General features: G+C 60.4%; 15 protein-coding genes and 1 tRNA gene. 4 read left to right on the forward strand and 12 right to left on the reverse strand.

Annotated features, from left to right (window positions below):
- Nucleotides 1–2 precede the first annotated feature (2 nt).
- A tRNA-Lys gene (locus tag ABIE16_RS01650) sits at nt 3–78 on the forward strand.
- A 270-nt stretch (nt 79–348) separates the two neighbouring features.
- On the forward strand, nt 349–1407 hold the full coding sequence (gene nadA / locus ABIE16_RS01655) for a quinolinate synthase NadA (protein WP_007995624.1): 1059 nt from the start codon (nt 349–351) through the stop codon (nt 1405–1407).
- 136 nt (nt 1408–1543) lie between these two features.
- Here nadA and ABIE16_RS01660 read toward each other — a convergent pair whose 3' ends face one another.
- From ABIE16_RS01660 to arcD (ABIE16_RS01715), 12 genes are all read right to left on the reverse strand, one after another.
- On the reverse strand, nt 1544–2032 hold the full coding sequence (locus ABIE16_RS01660) for an RDD family protein (RefSeq protein WP_057713522.1): 489 nt from the start codon (nt 2030–2032) through the stop codon (nt 1544–1546).
- 94 nt (nt 2033–2126) lie between these two features.
- Nucleotides 2127–2339 (reverse strand): cold-shock protein, encoded by a 213-nt coding sequence (locus ABIE16_RS01665; protein WP_007977299.1) that lies wholly within the window; start codon nt 2337–2339, stop codon nt 2127–2129.
- Between the two features lie 402 nt (nt 2340–2741).
- Nucleotides 2742–3866 carry a glycine cleavage system aminomethyltransferase GcvT gene (gcvT, locus tag ABIE16_RS01670; protein WP_429520441.1) on the reverse strand — a complete coding sequence of 375 codons (1125 nt, stop codon included), beginning with the start codon at nt 3864–3866 and terminating at the stop codon, nt 2742–2744.
- A gap of 36 nt (nt 3867–3902) precedes the next feature.
- Nucleotides 3903–5279: an L-serine ammonia-lyase gene (locus tag ABIE16_RS01675; protein WP_429520442.1), complete on the reverse strand. Its 1377-nt coding sequence runs from the start codon at nt 5277–5279 to the stop codon at nt 3903–3905.
- Between the two features lie 204 nt (nt 5280–5483).
- Entirely contained in the window at nt 5484–8336 is a 2853-nt protein-coding gene (gcvP, locus tag ABIE16_RS01680; protein WP_340313159.1) for an aminomethyl-transferring glycine dehydrogenase, read from the reverse strand.
- A gap of 11 nt (nt 8337–8347) precedes the next feature.
- Nucleotides 8348–8731, reverse strand: coding sequence for a glycine cleavage system protein GcvH (gcvH, locus tag ABIE16_RS01685; RefSeq protein WP_007982298.1), 384 nt, complete (start codon nt 8729–8731; stop codon nt 8348–8350).
- A 432-nt stretch (nt 8732–9163) separates the two neighbouring features.
- On the reverse strand, nt 9164–10672 hold the full coding sequence (locus ABIE16_RS01690) for a sigma-54-dependent transcriptional regulator (RefSeq protein ID WP_102670347.1): 1509 nt from the start codon (nt 10670–10672) through the stop codon (nt 9164–9166).
- A 218-nt stretch (nt 10673–10890) separates the two neighbouring features.
- Nucleotides 10891–11253 carry a DUF5064 family protein gene (locus ABIE16_RS01695; RefSeq protein WP_407514676.1) on the reverse strand — a complete coding sequence of 121 codons (363 nt, stop codon included), beginning with the start codon at nt 11251–11253 and terminating at the stop codon, nt 10891–10893.
- A 63-nt stretch (nt 11254–11316) separates the two neighbouring features.
- A complete protein-coding gene (arcC, locus tag ABIE16_RS01700; protein ID WP_057713528.1) occupies nt 11317–12246 on the reverse strand; it encodes a carbamate kinase in 930 nt (309 codons plus the stop codon).
- A gap of 184 nt (nt 12247–12430) precedes the next feature.
- On the reverse strand, nt 12431–13441 hold the full coding sequence (locus ABIE16_RS01705) for an ornithine carbamoyltransferase (protein ID WP_057713529.1): 1011 nt from the start codon (nt 13439–13441) through the stop codon (nt 12431–12433).
- Nucleotides 13442–13522: 81 nt separating this feature from the next.
- Nucleotides 13523–14779 (reverse strand): arginine deiminase, encoded by a 1257-nt coding sequence (arcA, locus tag ABIE16_RS01710; RefSeq protein WP_154909411.1) that lies wholly within the window; start codon nt 14777–14779, stop codon nt 13523–13525.
- A gap of 34 nt (nt 14780–14813) precedes the next feature.
- On the reverse strand, nt 14814–16241 hold the full coding sequence (gene arcD, locus ABIE16_RS01715) for an arginine-ornithine antiporter (protein WP_429520443.1): 1428 nt from the start codon (nt 16239–16241) through the stop codon (nt 14814–14816).
- 444 nt (nt 16242–16685) lie between these two features.
- Between arcD (ABIE16_RS01715) and arcD (ABIE16_RS01720) the strand changes: the two genes are divergently transcribed.
- Both arcD (ABIE16_RS01720) and ABIE16_RS01725 read left to right on the forward strand, forming a co-directional pair.
- Complete coding sequence (arcD, locus tag ABIE16_RS01720; protein WP_218494294.1) at nt 16686–18113, forward strand: arginine-ornithine antiporter; 1428 nt, start codon at nt 16686–16688, stop codon at nt 18111–18113.
- Nucleotides 18110–18973, forward strand: a complete 864-nt coding sequence (locus ABIE16_RS01725) for a DNA-3-methyladenine glycosylase family protein (protein ID WP_429520444.1) — start codon at nt 18110–18112, stop codon at nt 18971–18973. The genes arcD (ABIE16_RS01720) and ABIE16_RS01725 overlap by 4 nt, the downstream gene beginning before the upstream one ends.
- Nucleotides 18974–19036: the final 63 nt, after the last annotated feature.

Genomic DNA, 19036 nt, shown 5'->3' on the forward strand with positions numbered 1-19036 from the left:
GCGGGTCGTTAGCTCAGTTGGTAGAGCAGTTGGCTTTTAACCAATTGGTCGTAGGTTCGAATCCCACACGACCCACCATTTTTGGCGGTTTAGAAAATCCGGAAGGCCCACGCAAGTGAGGATTTCCGGGTTTTTTTTTGCCCGCGATTCAGGTCCGCCTCGTTGCGGGCTGCTGCCCATGACGCAGATCAGAATCACCTTTTGCATCCATCGGATATTCTGTAGCCTTGCGCAGCTTCAACGCTGTCCGTGCCTGATGAATACTCACTTTCCCGGCGGTACCCCGTAGGGTCCGGAGCCGGGTGTATACTCGACTTTCGCGCGAATGCGCCTGCAGGTCTTGCGAACATGACGCAAATTTCCGAACGCCTTCTGGTTCAAGCCCACCTCGACGCCAAACAGCCCAAGCCGCTGACTGCCGATGAAGAGGCTTATTACCGTGCTGCCATCGCTGCCGAGCTCAAGGCTCAGGACGCGGTGCTGGTGGCCCACTTCTATTGTGACCCTGTCATTCAGGCGCTGGCCGAAGAGACGGGCGGTTGTGTTTCCGACTCGCTGGAAATGGCCCGTTTCGGCAACGCCCATCCGGCCAAGACCGTGGTCGTCGCCGGCGTGAAGTTCATGGGTGAGACTGCCAAGATCCTCAACCCGGAAAAACGCGTGCTGATGCCGACGCTCGAAGCGACCTGTTCGCTCGACCTGGGTTGCCCTGTGGACGAGTTTTCCGCGTTCTGCGATCAGCACCCGGAGCGCACGGTGGTGGTGTACGCCAACACTTCGGCTGCGGTAAAAGCCCGAGCGGATTGGGTGGTGACTTCAAGCTGTGCGCTGGAGATCGTCGAAAGCCTGATGGACAACGGCGAGACCATCATCTGGGGCCCGGACAAGCACCTGGGGACCTACATCCAGCGCCAGACCGGTGCCGACATGCTGCTGTGGGACGGTGCCTGCATCGTTCACGAAGAGTTCAAGTCCAAGCAGCTTGAAGACATGAAGGCGCTGTACCCGGATGCGGCGATTCTGGTGCACCCGGAGTCGCCGACCTCGGTGATCGAACTGGCGGACGCCGTGGGCTCCACCAGTCAGTTGATCGCGGCGGCACAGAGCCTGCCGAACAAGACGCTGATCGTTGCGACCGACCGCGGCATTTTCTACAAGATGCAGCAGTTGTGCCCGGACAAGGTCTTTATCGAAGCCCCAACGGCGGGTAACGGCGCGGCGTGCCGCAGTTGTGCACATTGCCCGTGGATGGCCATGAACACCCTTGAGCGCACGCTCAAGGCGTTGAAGGAAGGGGCAAACGAGATCTTTGTCGATCCGGCACTGATCCCGCAGGCGATCCGGCCGCTCAAGCGCATGCTCGATTTCACCCAGGCGGCGCGGATGAAGCTGGCCGGTAACGCCTGAGATCTTTCAACCAGGCCCAAAAAAACTGTGGGAGCGAGCTTGCTCGCGATAGCGGTGTATCAGTCACCATTGAAGTTGACTGACACCACGCCATCGCGAGCAAGCTCGCTCCCACAGTGGTTTCTGCGTCGGGAAATTATTTGGTCTTCTTCGGAATCCGCACCAGTTCGGTATTGGAGTAGATGTCATGCCAGCTGCGTTTCTGTTTGTCGAACAGCGACCAGAAGAATCCCAGGCCAACACACAGCAACGAAGCAATCGACACCACAAAGCGCAGCAGCGCCTGCCACAGGCTGATGGACGAGCCATCGGCATTCTGTACGCGGATGCACCAGACCTGCATGCCCAGGGTCTGACCGGACCAGGTCCAGAATTTGGCGAAGAAGCCGAACAGTACGAACAGCAGGACCGTGGAGAGCAGGGGATCGCCGTCCAGCGCCCCGGCTTCGGTAAGGGTGCGCATCCTTTCTTCGCCGATGATCGCCATCTGGATCATCTTGTAGATGCCGCTGGTGACGATCAGCAGGGCGGTGCACAGCAGGAAATCATAGAACATGGCTGCCAGGCGACGACCCAGGCCAGCGGCAGGAAAGTCGCCCTGGGGGGTAAGCAGGTGTTTCGACATGGCAGGCTCTCGGCGAAAAAGAAGCCATTTTACGGATTTACGCGCACAAAAAAGCCCCTGATGTCAGCATCAGGGGCTTTTTCGTTACAGAAGATTAGGCTTCTGCTTGTACTTCGTCAGCCTGCATGCCTTTCTGGCCCTGCACGGCGATGAAAGTCACTTTCTGGCCTTCTTTCAGGCTCTTGAAGCCGTTGCCCTGGATGGCGCGGAAATGCACGAACAGATCCGGACCGCTTTCAGGAGTGATAAAACCAAAACCTTTCTCGTCGTTAAACCACTTGACGGTACCGCTCTGACGTTGGGACATTTCTTATTTCCTTTGACGCAAAAATTAATGACAGTCTCCTTCTCATGAAAGAGTACTGGGGCTGGTTGCAGGAGAGTAAGAAGACGTCGAACGGGATGTAGCTAACTTGTAGGCTACTGCCCAGGTCACGATTCCAAGCGACCCATGCAAACACAGTGAACAAACTCTACGCCAACTACGGGAGAAAAAACAAGCCCCGTGTAGGCCCCGTATTTTCTCAGGTTGATGGCAAAGTAAGTCCACTAGTGAGGCCTTATTCACTAACCTTGTTCAATTGTTTTCGATCGTTATAAGCAAAGTTCATAATCGAAGCTTATAGCCAAACAATGCACTATTTTATGGCGGTTGCGTTACACATTAGTGCACCGTTAACGCAACCGCGTTACTTATAGGAACATTCAATCAGCCGCGATAGTAGCGTTGTGGAACAAATGGCATTTTGCTTACAAGCAAAGGCACCTTTTTCCCACGAACGATCGCCCAGACCGGTGTGTCCAGTGCGATGTAAGCGCTGTCGACGTAACCCATGGCTAGCGGGCCGCCCAGGGTTGGCCCGAAACCGCCGCTGCAGACGCTGCCGATGATGTCGCCGGCTTCGTTGACGATCTCGGCGCCTTCGCGCACGGGTGTACGTTCCTGTGGTAGCAGACCTACACGTTTGCGGCTCACGCCTGCCTGTTGCTGGGCGAATACGCTTTCGGCGCCTGGGAAGCCGCCGGCCCGTGCGCCATCAGCGCGACGTGGCTTGGAGATCGCCCACAGCAGGCTCGCTTCGATCGGGGTGGTGTCGGTGTTCATGTCGTGGCCGTACAGGCACAAACCCGCTTCCAGGCGCAGGGAGTCGCGGGCGCCCAGGCCGATGGCGGCCACTTCGGCTTCAGCGAGCAGGGCTCGAGCCAGGGCTTCGGCGTTGGTGGCGGGTACGGAAATTTCGAAACCGTCTTCACCGGTGTAACCCGAACGGCTGACAAAGCAGTCCACGCCCAGCAGCTTCACGCGGGCGAACTGCATGAAAGTCATCTTCGCCACTTCAGGGGCCAGACGTGCAAGCACGGTCACTGCAGCCGGGCCTTGCAGGGCGAGCAGGGCGCGCTCTTCGAACAGCGGTTCGATCGTGCACTGGTCGCCAATGTGCTTGCGCAGATGTGCCAGGTCCTGGTCCTTGCAGGCGGCGTTGACCACCAGGAACAGTTCGTCATTACCCAGGTTGGCGACCATCAGGTCATCGAGGATGCCGCCCGTCGCATTGGTGAACATCGCGTAGCGTTGCATGCCCACTGGCAGGTCGATGATGTCCACAGGCACCAGGGTTTCCAGGGCCTTGGCGGCATTGGCGCCGGTCAGGCGAATCTGGCCCATGTGCGAGACATCGAACAACCCCGCCTGGTCGCGGGTGTGCTGGTGTTCTTTCATCACGCCCAGCGGGTACTGCACGGGCATGTCGTAGCCGGCGAAGGGCACCATGCGGGCGCCGAGTTGGATGTGCAGTGCGTGCAACGGAGTTTTCAACAGTTGTTCGGTGGACATATTCAGCTCCTGAAAAAGGGTGCAGATGAGCGCGCATCAGCACTCGATAATGTTGACCGCCAAACCGCCACGGGCGGTTTCCTTGTATTTGCTTTTCATGTCGGCGCCGGTCTGGCGCATGGTGCGGATGACCTTGTCGAGGGAGACGAAGTGTTGTCCATCGCCGCGCAGCGCCATGCGCACCGCATTGATGGCCTTGACCGAGCCCATGGCGTTGCGCTCGATGCAAGGCACTTGCACCAGCCCGCCAATCGGGTCGCAGGTCAGTCCGAGGTTGTGTTCCATGCCGATTTCCGCGGCGTTTTCCACTTGCTGCACGCTGCCGCCGAGTACTTCGCACAAGGCACCGGCGGCCATCGAGCAGGCGACGCCGACTTCACCCTGACAGCCGACCTCGGCGCCGGAAATCGAGGCGTTTTCCTTGTACAGAATGCCGATGGCCGCGGCAGTGAGCAGAAAGCGCACCACGCCGTCGTCATTCGCGCCGGGGATGAAGCGCATGTAGTAATGCAGCACCGCCGGAATGATCCCGGCCGCGCCGTTGGTCGGTGCCGTGACCACGCGCCCGCCATTGGCGTTTTCTTCGTTGACCGCCAGCGCGTAGAGGTTGACCCAGTCCAGCACCGACAGCGGGTCGCGCAAAGATGATTCCGGGTTCTTGCACAATTGCCGATGCAGTGCGGCGGCCCGGCGCTTGACCTTCAGCCCACCGGGCAGGATGCCTTCATTGCGGCATCCGGCGGCGACGCAGTCCTGCATCACTTGCCAGATTTTCAGCAGGCCGGCGCGGGTTTCCGCTTCCGGACGCCAGGCGCTTTCGTTGGTCAACATCACTTGGCTGATGGACAGCCCGTATTTGACGCAATGACCGAGAAGATCCTTGGCGCTTTTGAACGGAAAGGTCAGGGGTGTGGCGTCTTCGACGATGCGGTCGGCGCCGGCGGCGTCTTCATCGACCACAAAACCGCCCCCGACCGAGTAGTACTCGCGGCTGCGGATCTGCAGGCCCGCGGCGTCGAAGGCGCGGAAAATCATGCCGTTGGGGTGATAGGCCAACGGTTTGCGAATCATCGCCAGGTGTTCTTTCTCGTTGAACGCAATGCTGTGTTCGCCGAGCAGGTTCAAGCGGCCGTTGCCGCGAATCTCTTGCAGGCGCGCGGCGACGGTCTCTGTATCCACGGTGTCCGGGTGTTCGCCTTCCAGGCCGAGCAGCACAGCCTTGTCACTGCCGTGGCCTTTGCCGGTGGCACCAAGCGAACCATACAGCTCGACTTTGACGCAGGTGGTGGCTTTAATTAGGTTTTCGCGGCGCAAACCTTCGGCGAAGCGCGCAGCGGCACGCATCGGGCCGACGGTGTGGGAACTGGAGGGGCCGATGCCAATCTTGAACAGGTCGAACACGCTTAACGACATGGTGGTTCTCCGGTTTCTTGTTATAGGAATTCACGGAACATAAGACTTGGCACAGATCCCTGTGGGAGCGAGCTTGCTCGCGATAGCGGTCGTTCAGTCGACATCGATGGTGGCTGTCAGTCCGTCATCGCGAGCAAGCTCGCTCCCACAGGGTTGTGGGGTGTTCTGGAAATTGGGGGCGGATCAATCCGCCCCCTCATTCGTTTAAGCGTAGCTTTCGATCGACGGGCAGGCGCAGACCAGGTTGCGGTCGCCGAACACGTTGTCGACGCGACCGACCGGTGGCCAGTACTTGCCTTCGATCAGCGACGCAACCGGGTAAACCGCCTGCTCACGGCTGTACGGGTGCGACCATTCGCCCACCAGTTCCTTGGCGGTGTGCGGCGCGTTTTTCAGCGGGTTGTCGTCCTTGTCCAGCGTGCCATTTTCCACTGCGCGGATTTCTTCGCGGATGCGGATCATGGCGTCGCAGAAGCGGTCCAGTTCTTCCTTGGATTCGCTTTCGGTCGGCTCGATCATCAGCGTGCCGGCCACCGGGAACGACATGGTCGGGGCGTGGAAGCCGAAGTCGATCAGGCGCTTGGCGACGTCATCGACACTGATGCCGCTGCTGTCTTTCAGTGGACGCAGGTCGAGGATGCACTCGTGCGCCACCAGGCCGTTGCTGCCGGTGTACAGCACTGGATAGTGCTCTTCCAGGCGACGGGAGATGTAGTTGGCATTGAGGATCGCCAGCTGCGAAGCACGCTTGAGGCCCGCGCCACCCATCATACGAATGTACATCCAGGTGATCGGCAGGATGCTCGCGCTGCCGAACGGTGCCGCGCAAACGGCGCCTTCCTTGCGCTCCATCTGTGCGTGGCCCGGCAGGAATGGCGCCAGGTGCGACTTCACGCCGATCGGGCCGACGCCCGGGCCGCCACCACCGTGGGGGATGCAGAAGGTCTTGTGCAGGTTCAGGTGCGAAACGTCGCCGCCGAACTTGCCCGGGGCACAGAGGCCGACCATGGCGTTCATGTTGGCGCCGTCGATGTACACCTGGCCGCCGTTGTCATGAATGATGCCGCAGATTTCGCGGATGCCTTCTTCGAACACGCCGTGGGTCGACGGGTAGGTGATCATCAGCGCGGCGAGGTGTTCGCGGTGCTCGATGGCCTTGGCGCGCAGGTCTTCGATGTCGACGTTGCCACGGGCATCGCACGCGGTGACGACCACGCGCATGCCGGCCATTTGTGCGGTGGCCGGGTTGGTGCCGTGGGCCGACGACGGGATCAGGCAGATGTCGCGACGGTCTTCGCCACGGCTCTGGTGGTAGGCACGGATCGCCAGCAGACCTGCGTATTCACCCTGGGAGCCGGCGTTCGGTTGCAGGGACACCGAGTCATAACCGGTGGCGGCGCAAAGCATCGCTTCCAGCTCGTCGGTCAATTGCTGGTAGCCAGCGCTTTGCTCGGCCGGGGCGAATGGGTGCAGGGCACCGAACTCGGCCCAGGTCACCGGGATCATTTCGCTGGCGGCGTTGAGTTTCATGGTGCACGAACCCAGCGGGATCATGGTGCGGTCCAGCGCCAGGTCCTTGTCCGCCAGTTTGCGCAGGTAGCGCATCAGCTCGGTTTCCGAGTGATAGCGGTTGAACACCGGGTGGCTGAGGATCGGCGACTGACGCACCAGCGTGGCCGGGATGGCGCTCTGCACCGAGGCGGCGAGGGCGGCGAAGTCCGGCAGGGCCTTGCCGTCGGACAGCAGGCTCCACAGGGTTTCAACGTCGGCCTGAGTGGTGGTTTCGTCCAGGGACAGGCCCAGGCGCTCACCATCGACCACGCGCAGATTGATGCGCTGGGCGTGTGCCTTGTCGTGCAGGGCGGCGGTTTGCGCGCCGGCCTTCACCGTCAGGGTGTCGAAGAAGCTCGCCTGCTCGACGCTCAGGCCCAGTGCGCTCAAGCCTTTGGCCAGGATCGCGGTCAGGTGATGCACGCGATTGGCGATTTGCGTCAGGCCTTTTGGACCGTGGTACACGGCGTACATGCTGGCGATGTTGGCCAGCAGTACTTGCGCGGTGCAGATGTTGCTGGTGGCTTTCTCGCGACGGATGTGTTGCTCGCGGGTCTGCATGGCCAGGCGCAGGGCCGGGTTGCCGAAACGGTCTACCGAAACACCGACCAGGCGGCCCGGCATGTCACGCTTGAACGCGTCCTTGGTGGAGAAGTACGCCGCGTGTGGGCCACCGAAGCCCAGCGGCACGCCGAAGCGCTGTGCACTGCCTATGGCCACATCGGCGCCGAATTCGCCCGGTGCGGTCAACACGGTCAGGGCCAGCAGGTCGGCGGCCACGGCAACGAGGGCATTGGCGGTATGGAAGCGCTCGGTCAGCTCGCGGTAATCGAACACATCACCGTTGCTCGCCGGGTATTGCAGCAGCGCGCCGAAGAACGGCGTCACGTCAGTCAATTCGCGCTCGTCGCCAACTACCACGTCGATGCCCAAAGGCTCGGCACGGGTGCGCAGTACGTCGAGGGTTTGCGGGTGGCAATGCACGGAAGCGAAGAAGGCGTGGCTGCCTTTGTTCTTGCTCAGGCGTTTGCAGAAGGTCATGGCTTCGGCAGCGGCGGTGGCTTCGTCGAGCAGCGAGGCGTTGGCGATCGGCAGGCCGGTGAGGTCGCTGATCAGGGTCTGGAAGTTCAGCAGCGCTTCGAGACGACCCTGGGAAATTTCTGGCTGGTACGGGGTGTAGGCGGTGTACCAGGCCGGGTTTTCCAGCAGGTTGCGCAGGATCGGCGACGGCGTGTGGGTACCGTAGTAACCTTGGCCGATGAAGGTCTTGAACAGCTGGTTTTTAGTCGCGATGGACTTGATCAAGGCCAGGGCATCGGCTTCGCTCAAGCCGTCTTCCAGGCCGAGGACACTGGTGCCCTTGATGCTGTCGGGAATCACGCTGGCGCTCAGGGCTTCCAGGGAGTCGAAACCGAGGCTGTTGAGCATGGCTTGCTCGTCACCGGCGCGCGGGCCGATGTGACGGGCGATGAATTCGTTGGCGGTAGTCAAATTGATCTGGGTCATGTCAGTGCTCCTCAGGCTTCGGCTTGGGCTTTGATCAGGCGGTCGTAGGCGTCCTGATCCAGCAGTTGGCCGACAGCGGTGGCGTCGCTTGGTTTGAAACGGAAGAACCAGCCTTCGCCCAGCGGATCTTCGTTGACCAGTTCAGGGCTGCTGTCGAGCGCCGGGTTCACTTCCAGCACTTCGCCGTCCAGCGGCATGTACACGCCGCTTGCAGCCTTTACCGATTCCACGGTGGCGGCTTCGGCGCCTTTGTCGTAGGACTGCAGCTCAGGCAGTTGAACGAAAACCACGTCGCCCAGGGCGTTCTGTGCGAAAGCGGTGATGCCGACCGTGACGCTGCCGTCAGCTTCGGTGCGCAGCCATTCGTGATCTTCAGTAAAACGCAACTCGCTCATGGAAACTCCTAAGGGGCCAGACTCGTCTGGTGGACGCGATTGAAGGCTTGGGCATTGCCCAGGTTATGGAGGACTACATAGCAAGAACGCGGCCAACGTTGTTTTTATTGTTATTGATCAATGATTTAGGTGGTTTCGACAAACGCTGAAATTCACTCGTTGTAGCGAAATCGATACGGTATATGTCAAGGATAAAAGCCGAGGTGGATCAAAGCCTTGCACAGCCGTGATCGGAGAGGGGTGTAGCGATATCGTTCCGCTGTAGCGCTTTCAGTACAGGTGGAGGTCGTTTTTGGCGCGGTTTCGCACCGGACACAAAACCTGTGGGAGCGAGCTTGCTCGCGATGAGGGAGTATCAGCCTACACAAACGTTGAATGTAATACCGCCATCGCGAGCAAGCTCGCTCCCACAGGTTTGTTCGGTGTCAGGCCTCAGGCCTTGCTCGGAATCCCGTACTTGCGCAACCGATGGGCAATCGCCGTGTGGGAGGTTTGCAGACGGGTCGCTAGTTGCCGGGTCGAGGGGTAGCTGGCGTAGAGTTTTTCCAGCAGGGTTTTCTCGAACTCGTCCATGGCCTGTTCCAGGCTGTCGACGTCATGATCGCCCTGGCGGGCTACCGAGGTGCCGGCGATGTCGAGGTCGCCGATGTCCACCAGGCTGCTTTCGCAGATCGCCGCGGCGCGGAAGATCACGTTCTGCAATTGCCGCACGTTGCCTGGCCAGCGGTTGCCCAGCAGCGCCGGATAAGTGCCCGGCGCCAGGCGACAGATCGGCCGCTGGATCTGCGCACAGGCCTGCTGCATGAAGTAGCGGGCCAGCAGCAGGATGTCCTGGCCGCGCTCGCGCAGGGGCGGCACTTCGACGTTGAGGACGTTGAGGCGATAGAACAGGTCCTCGCGGAACAGGCCTTCGCTGACCATTTTTTCCAGGTCGCGGTGGGTGGCGCTGAGGATCCGTACGTTGACCTTGACCTCTCTGTCACCGCCGACCCGGCGAAAACTGCCGTCGTTGAGGAAACGCAGCAATTTGGCTTGCAAGTACGGCGACATCTCGCCGATTTCATCGAGAAACACCGTGCCCTGGTTGGCCAGTTCCATTAAACCGGGTTTGCCGCCCCGTTGTGCGCCGGTGAAGGCGCCGGGGGCGTAGCCGAACAGTTCACTTTCGGCGAGGTTCTCCGGCAATGCCGCGCAGTTCAACGCCAGAAAGGGTGAGCTGTGCCGGGCGCTGATGGCGTGGCAGGCGCGGGCCACCAGTTCCTTGCCGGTGCCGGTTTCGCCCTGAATCAGCAACGGTGCATCGAGGGCCGCCACCCGCTGGGCACGCGCCTTGAGGGTGCGGATCACCGGGGACTCGCCGAGCAGGGCATCGAAACCTTCGGCGTGGTCATGGTGCAGTGCGGAAAGGCGTTCGCCGATGCGGTTCGGTTGGTACAGGGTCAGCAGGGCGCCGGCGTCGGTAATCGGTGTGGCGTCGAGCAACAGGGTCTGGCCGTTGACGGTGATTTCCCGCAGCGGCAGGCGAAAGCCGTGTTCGAGCAGGGCGTCGAGCAAGGCCGGGTCGGCAAACAGGTCGGCCACGCTTTCACCGTCCGGTTCGCGGCCGTACAGGGCGATCAGGGCCGGGTTGGCCAGCAGCACCTTACCGTCACTGTCCAGTGCCAGTACCGGGTCGGTCATGGCTGCGAGCAAGGCGTCGAGCTGCAGGTGCCGGCGCTGGCCGGGCAGGATGTCGACCACCGTCACCGCTTGCACGCCACGCACGCTGAACAGGGCATCGCGCAGTTCCTCGAGGACTTGCGGGCTCAGCGTCGGGGCGTCGATATAAACATTGGGCGGGACCATTTCCACCGCATCCAGGTTCAGATTGCGCCCGCCGAGCAGGGCCAGGACTTCCTGGGTGATACCGACGCGGTCGATGAAGCTGACGTGGATACGCATGGGGCGGTCTTGGGTTCTGCAGTGCGAAGGGTGGCAAGTATGCCTTGGGGCGGGCTAATGGTGAAATCCTGCGCGGACTTCGATTGGGCGAACGTCCCCTGTGGGAGCGAGCTTGCCCGCGATGGCAGTGTGTCAGTCAACATCAATGGTGGATGACAGGCCGCTATCGCGAGCAAGCTCGCTCCCACAGGGATCGGTGGTGTTCACAGAGTCCGGGGTTATTCCAGGTGCTCGGGTTTGACCGGGTCGCCCGATTTCATGTTCAGTTGTACCCGCACGTCCTCGAACATGGCGTCGTAATGCTTGTGGATCGAACCGATGTTGCTATGGGTTTTCGGGATGCCGTGCTTCTCGGCAATCTTGGTGACGTTGCTGGCGAAGTTGTAGGCCATGTCCTTGGGCAGGAAGAACGTCTCGCTCATGTCCTTGCCCTGGATGCTGCCGTGCATCTTGAACTGCATCCCTTTGCCTTCCTTGGGATCCTGGGCGATTTCATAGTCGATGCAGATGTTGTAGCTGACGTCATCCTTGTTCAGCGCGTGTCGCTCGATGTGCAGGTGACCCGGCTCGAACTTTGCCATTGTTGACTCTCCTTCAAAAGATCTTGAATCAGGGCCGGCCCCAGGCCTGCCCCGCCGTTTCGTTTACTGATAGCTGATGCCCGGTGTCGCCGTACTGATGCGCGTACCGGCCTTGCCCTGGACGATCGCTTCGATGTCCGAGAGCGAGCCGATCACTGCGACTTTCCCAGTATGGCGCGCGAATTCGCAGGCTGCCTGCACCTTCGGTCCCATGGAGCCGGCGGCGAAGCCGAGTTTTTCCATTTCGTCGGGGTGGGCCTGGGCGATGGCTTTCTGCGTGGGTTTGCCAAAGTCGATGAAGGCGGCGTTGACGTCGGTAGCGATCACCAGCAGATCGGCTTCAAGCTGTTCGGCCAGCAGCGCCGAGCACAGGTCCTTGTCGATGACCGCTTCGACGCCCTCGAGTTTGCCGGGCGAGGTATACATGGTCGGAATGCCGCCACCGCCGGCGCAGATCACGATGCTGCTTTTTTCCAGCAGCCATTTGATCGGACGGATTTCGAAGATGCGTTTCGGTTTCGGGCTGGCGACCACGCGACGGTATTTGTCGCCGTCCGGGGCAATGGCCCAGCCTTTCTCGGCGGCGAGTGCTTCGGCCTCTTCCTTGGTATAGACAGGGCCGATGGGTTTGGTCGGGTTCTTGAAGGCCGGGTCATTGGCATCGACTTCGACCTGGGTCAGCAAGGTCGCGAAGGGCACTTCGAAGTCCAGCAGATTGCCCAGTTCCTGTTCGATGATGTAGCCGATCATGCCTTCGGTTTCGGCACCGAGCACGTCCAGCGGATAAGGCGAAACCGAGGTGTAGGCCGCCGCCTGCAATGACAGCAGGCCGACTTGAGGGCCATTGCCGTGGGCAATGACCAGTTGGTTGCCGGGATGGATCTTGGCGATCTGTTCGGTGGCGATCCGGATGTTGGCGCGCTGGTTGTCAGCGGTCATGGGTTCGCCCCGGCGGAGCAGGGCATTACCGCCAAGAGCTACGACGATACGCATGGTGCTAGTCCTTCTAAAAGAGAAGTAAGCGGGCGACTCGGTCTGTCGATGGAACCCGATCCTGTGGGAGCGAGCTTGCTCGCGATGGGATCGCCTCGGTCTGTCAGATGCACCGCGGCGCTGCCATCGCAGGCAAGCCAGCTCCCACATTGATCGTGTTCCGTCAGTGGGAGTCAGTCAGCCGTTATAGATCAGCCAGCGTCGACACCAGAATCGCCTTGATGGTGTGCATGCGGTTTTCCGCTTGCTCGAAGGCGATGCAGGCCGGCGACTCGAACACGTCATCGGTCACTTCGATGCCGTTGCTCAGGTACGGGTACTGCTCGGCAATCTGCTTGCCGACTTTGGTATCACAGTTGTGGAACGCCGGCAGGCAGTGCATGAACTTGGTGCGCGGGTTGCCGGTGGCTTTCATCAGTTCGGCGTTGACCTGGTACGGCAGCAGTTGCTGGATGCGTTCGGCCCAGGCTTCGACCGGCTCGCCCATCGACACCCACACATCGGTATGGATGAAGTCCACGCCCTTGACCGCCGCTTTCGGGTCTTCGGTGAGAGTAATGCGCGCACCGCTTTCTTCGCCGTACTGTTTGCAGCGCGCCACCAGGTCGTCCGCCGGCCACAGGGCTTTTGGCGCACAGATGCGCACGTCCATGCCGAGCTTGGCGCCGATCAGCAGCAGCGAGTTGCCCATGTTGTTGCGTGCATCGCCCAGGTAGGCGTAGCTGATCTCGTGGATCGGCTTGTCGGCGTGCTCACGCATGGTCAGCACGTCGGCGATCATTTGCGTCGGGTGATATTCGTCGGTCAAGCCGTTGAACACCGGTACCCCGGCGAACTTGGCCAGTTCCTCGACGATTTCCTGCTTGAAGCCACGGTACTCGATGGCGTCATACATGCGCCCGAGCACGCGGGCGGTGTCCTTCATGCTTTCCTTGTGGCCGATCTGCGAGGAGTTCGGGTCGATGTAGGTGACGTTGGCGCCCTGGTCATAGGCTGCTACTTCAAACGCGCAGCGGGTGCGGGTCGAGGTTTTTTCGAAGATCAGCGCGATGTTGTTGCCCTTGAGATGCTGCTGTTCGGTGCCGGTGTACTTGGCACGCTTGAGGTCGCGGGACAGGTCGAGCAGGTAGCGCAATTCGCGAGGGGTGTGGTGTTCCAGGCTCAGCAGATTGCGGTTATGGATATTGAACGCCATTTTGGATCTCCTAAGGTGTCGGTAATCCCCTTGACCTGCGCATGCCCTTGGGTAGAGGGCAGCGCGGTCCAAGGCAATAGGTTAGTAGTCAATCGGGTCGCGGATGATCGGGCAGGTCATGCAATGGCCGCCGCCCCGTCCCCGGCCGAGTTCGCCGGCGCTGATGGTGATCACTTCCACACCGGCCTTGCGCAGCAGGGTGTTGGTGTAGGTATTGCGGTCGTAGCCGATGACCACGCCTGGCTCCACGGCCACTACGTTGTTGCCGTCGTCCCATTGCTCGCGTTCGGCGGCGAAGCTGTTGCCGCCGGTTTCCACCACGCGCAACGCTTTGAGGTTCAGGGCCTGGGCCACGGTGTCGAGGAAGCTGGTTTCTTCGCGGCGGATATCGATGCCGCCAGCCTTGCTTTCATCGGGACGCAGGGTGAAGGCGACAATCTGGTTCACCACTTCCGGGAAGATCGTGACGAGGTCGCGATCGCAGAAGCTGAAAACGGTGTCCAGGTGCATCGCCGCGCGGGATTTCGGCAGGCCGGCGACGATCACTTTCTCCACGGCTTTGTTTTTGAACAGGTTCACCGCCAGTTGGGCAATGGCCTGGCGCGACGAGCGTTCGCCCATGCCGATCAAGACCACGCCGTTGCCGATCGGCATCACATCACCACCCTCAAGGGTGGAGTTACCGTGGTCCAGGTCCGGGTCGCCGTACCAGATCTCGAAATCTGCTTTGGTGAACTCGGGGTGGAATTTGTAGATGGCGGTGGTCAGCAGGGTTTCCTGACGACGTGCCGGCCAGTACATCGGGTTGAGGGTGACGCCACCGTAAATCCAGCAGGTGGTGTCGCGGGTGAACTGGGTGTTGGGCAGCGGTGGCAGGATGAAGCTGGAGTTGCCGAGGAAGTCGCGGAACATCTCGATGGCCTTGCCACCGAAACTGGTGGGCAAATCGTCGCCCGAGACGCCGCCGATCAGGAACTCGGCGATGTGACGCGGTTCCAGGCTGCGCAGCCACGAAGAGGTTTCATTGATCAGGCCAAGGCCCACCGAGTTGGCGGTGACCTTGCGCTCCAGAATCCAGTCCAGGGCTTCGGGGATGGCGACGATGTCGGTCAGCAGGTTGTGCATTTCCAGCACATCGATGTTGCGTTCGCGCATCTTGGTAACGAAGTCGAAGTGGTCGCGCTTGGCCTGGGCCACCCACAGCACATCATCGAACAGCAGTTCATCGCAGTTGTTCGGGGTCAGCCGCTGATGGGCCAGGCCTGGGGAGCAAACCATGACTTTGCGCAGTTTGCCGGCCTCGGAATGGACGCCGTACTTAACTTTTTCCGTGGTCATTACAGTGATCCTCCAGATGACAAAAACAGGGGGGTTACAGAGTCAGGAAGCCGTCATAGAGACCGTAGGCCGCCACCATGGCGCCGACGACCACCGTAGCGAAAATCAGCTTCTCGACGTTGGTGAAAACCGGTTTGTTGATTTCCAGCTTGGCCTTGGCGAACAAGATCACACCGGGGGCGTAGAGCAGGGCGGACAGCAGCAGGTACTTGATGCCGCCGGCGTACAACAGCCAGACCGCGTAGATCAGGGCCACGGCGCCGATGATGAGATCCTTCTGCCGCTCGCCCGGGGCGCCTTCGTAGCTTTCGCCGCGCACCGCCAGCAGCAAGGCGTAGGCTGCCGACCACAGGTAAGGCACCAGAATCATCGAGGTGGCGAGGTAGATCAGCGACAGGTAAGTGCTGGCCGAGAACAACGTGATGATCAGGAAAACCTGGACCATGGTGTTGGTCAGCCACAGGGCGTTGAACGGTACATGGTTGGCGTTTTCCTTGCGCAGAAACTCCGGCATGGTGTGGTCCTTGGCGGCGGCGAACATGATCTCCGCGCACAGCAGCACCCACGACAGCAGCGCCCCCAGCAACGAGATGATCAAACCGACGCTGATCAGCACCGCACCCCAGTGACCGACCACGTGCTCCAGCACGGCGGCCATCGACGGATTCTGCAGTTTGGCCAGTTCCGGCTGGGTCATGATCCCCAGCGACAGTACGTTGACCAGGACCAAAAACAGCAGCACGGTGACGAAGCCGATCACGGTGGCCTTACCCACATCGCTGCGTTTTTCCGCCCGGGCCGAAAAGATGCTCGCGCCTTCGATGCCGATGAACACCCACACGGTGACCAGCATCATCTTGCGCACCTGGTCCATCACGCTGCCCAGGTCCGGGTTCTTCAGGCCCCAGATGTCGGCGGTGAAGATGTCCAGTTTGAAGGCGAACAACGCAATCAACATGAACAGCAGCAGCGGCACGATCTTGGCGACAGTGGTCACCAGGTTGATGAACGCTGCTTCCTTTATTCCTCGCAGTACGAGGAAATGTACGCCCCACAGCAGCACCGAGGCGCCGATCACGGCAGCGGGGGTATTCCCCTCCCCAAATATCGGAAAGAAGTAGCCGAGGGTGCTGAACAAAAGTACGAAGTACCCCACGTTGCCCAGCCAGGCACTGATCCAGTACCCCCAGGCGGACGAGAAGCCCATGTAGTCGCCGAACCCGGCCTTGGCGTAGGCGTAAACCCCGCCATCAAGATCGGGTTTGCGGTTGGCCAGGGTCTGGAACACGAACGCCAGGGTCAACATGCCGACGGCGGTGATCGCCCAACCGATCAGAATGGCGCCGACATCCGCGCTGGCCGCCATGTTTTGTGGCAAGGAAAATATCCCGCCACCAATCATCGAACCCACGACTAACGCAACCAGCGCGCCGAGTTTCAGTTTTCCGGGAGCTTCAGACATTGCATGACTCCAATGCAGGAGAAGAGAGGCAACAGACTAATTCCGTTGACTACTCAATCAGCTGACTTAGATCACTAAATGAGAGCGTTCCCAGTTTGTTGGCGGAGTGCCATCATTTACGGTGTTTCTGTCTGTAATGCCTGTTCTAGAGCCTTTTGCAGTTTGTTTTAGCACTTTTTGTATTTGTTTCGAATTATGACGCTAGTTGGGGTTTCCGAATTTGCAAGTTTTGTTCATGGGTTTTTTGTACAGGGTCGATGTATTAAAAGTGCGTATAAAACAAATGAATATATCGGTGCCAAAATAGCCATTTTGTGCAAGTAAAAAAGAGGCTGGTTGGCGTTATCCAATAAACGTTATTACTCTTCATCAGTTTAGTTAGCGCCCGTTATCTGACGATCTCGTGGCCGTTGCCGCCCACCAACGAAAAATGGAGATGCAACGATGTCGCAATCACCGAACAAGCTTCGCCTGAGTGCGCTGATCGCGCTGGTGGTGGGGTCGATGATCGGCGGCGGGATTTTTTCCCTGCCGCAGAACATGGCGGCCAGGGCCGATGCCGGGGCGATCCTGATCGGTTGGGCAATCACCGCCGTCGGCATGTTGACCCTGGCGTTCGTGTTCCAGACCCTGGCCAATCGCAAGCCGGAGCTGGACTCCGGGGTGTACGCCTATGCCAAGGCCGGGTTCGGCGATTACATGGGTTTTTCTTCGGCCTGGGGCTACTGGATCAGCGCCTGGCTGGGCAACGTCGGCTACTTCGTGCTGCTGTTCAGCACCCTCGGTTATTTCGTTCCGGTGTTTGGCGAAGGCAACACGCCGATTGCCATCGTCTGCGCTTCGGTGCTGCTCTGGACCGTGCATTTTGTGGTGATGCGCGGGATCAAGGAGGCGGCGTTCATCAATCAAGTGACCACCGTGGCCAAGATCGTGCCGCTGATCATGTTCATCGTGATCGCCGCCGTGGCGTTCAAGGCGGATATCTTCACCGCCGACATCTGGGGGCGCAACAACCCGGAATTCGGCAGCGTGATGGATCAGGTTCGGCACATGATGCTGGTCACCGTGTTCGTGTTCATCGGTATCGAGGGGGCCAGTGTCTATTCGGCCCGGGCGGAGAAACGTTCCGACGTGGGCCGGGCGACGGTGATCGGGTTCATTGGAGTATTGGCACTGCTGGTGCTGGTGAACGTGCTGTCGCTGGGCATCATGACCCAGCCGCAACTGGCGAAACTGCAGAACCCCTCGCTGGCGGCAGTGCTTGAACATATCGTCGGCCCCTGGGGCGCGTTGCTGATCAGCGTCGGCCTGGCGATATCGCTGTTGGGGGCCTTGTTGTCCTGGGCGTTGCTGTGCGCCGAAATCCTGTTCGCCACGGCGAAAGACAAGACCATGCCGGCATTCCTGACCAAGGAAAACGCCAACCATGTGCCGGTCAATGCGATGTGGCTGACCAACTCGATGATCCAGTTGTTCCTGCTGATCACCCTGTTTTCCGCCGGCACCTACACCAGCCTGATTTACCTGGCGTCCTCGATGATTCTGGTGCCGTACCTGTGGTCGGCGGCCTATGCGGTGTTGTTGTGCGCACGGGGTGAAACCTATCAACAGGCACCCGCCGAGCGGGTCAAGGACCTGCTCATTGGTGGCATCGCTCTGGGCTACGCGGTGTGGTTGCTGTATGCCGGCGGCCTGAAGTATTTGCTGCTGTCGGCGCTGCTGTATGCGCCGGGTGTGATCCTGTTCGCCAAGGCTCGTAATGAGCAGGGCAAGCCACTGTTCACGGTTGTCGAGAAAGGTATTTTCACCTGTGTCATCGGTGGTGCGGGGCTGGCGGCTTACGGGTTGTACAGCGGGTTGCTCAGTCTGTGAGGTTGTTGCTGGCGTACCAGCCGCCCTATGACTGGCCGGCGCTCCTGGGGTTCTTGTCGGCGCGGGCGATCGTGGGCCTGGAAAGGGTGGTCGAGGGTGTGTACTCGCGCAGCATCGACCTGGATGGCGTTCACGGTACGTTTTCGATCCAGCCTGCTACATCCGATGCACTTGAGCTGACCCTGGACTTTCCGGAGGCTGCTGCCGTGCCTGAGATCGTTGCGCGAGTGCGGCGAATGTTCGACCTGGATGCCGACCTGTCCACGATTCACCGGCACCTTGCGGTTGATCCGCTGATGGCGCGGTTGATTGCCGAACGCCCGGGCCTGCGCGTACCCGGTGCGTGGGACGGGCTGGAGCTGGCGATCCGCGCGGTACTGGGGCAGCAGATTACGGTGGCGGCGGCGATCCGCCTGGCGGGGAAACTGGTAGAGCAGTACGGCACGCCATTGAGTTCAGCGCTACCGGGATTGACCCATGTTTTTCCCCGGGCCAGCGTTTTGGCAGGCGCAGATCTGGCGGCGCTGGGCATGCCGAAAAGCCGAGGCCGGACTTTGTCGGATGTGGCTCAGGCACTGCTCGATGATCCGCGATTGTTTGAGCCCGGCCGGGAGGGGGGCGTAGCGCGGTTGCTGGCGTTGTACGGGATTGGTGACTGGACGGCGCAATACATTGCCTTGCGACAGTTGCGGGAGATGGATGGGTTTCCCAATGGTGATGTCGGGCTGATCAATGCGTTGGCGGCGCTGGAGGGGGGGCCGGTGACAGCCAGGCAACTGTTGCAGCGGGCTGAAGGGTGGCGGCCGTATCGAGGGTATGCGGCGCAGGTGCTGTGGACTTCCTTGAGTCGGGCGGACTGAGCTGATCCGGGATTTGTGCTGCTGTTTCTGGCGCTATCGCGAGCAAGCTCGCTCCCACAGTTG

The organism is Pseudomonas sp. 2725 (genome assembly GCF_050434585.1).
GTDB classification, from domain to species: Bacteria; Pseudomonadota; Gammaproteobacteria; order Pseudomonadales; family Pseudomonadaceae; genus Aquipseudomonas; species Aquipseudomonas jessenii.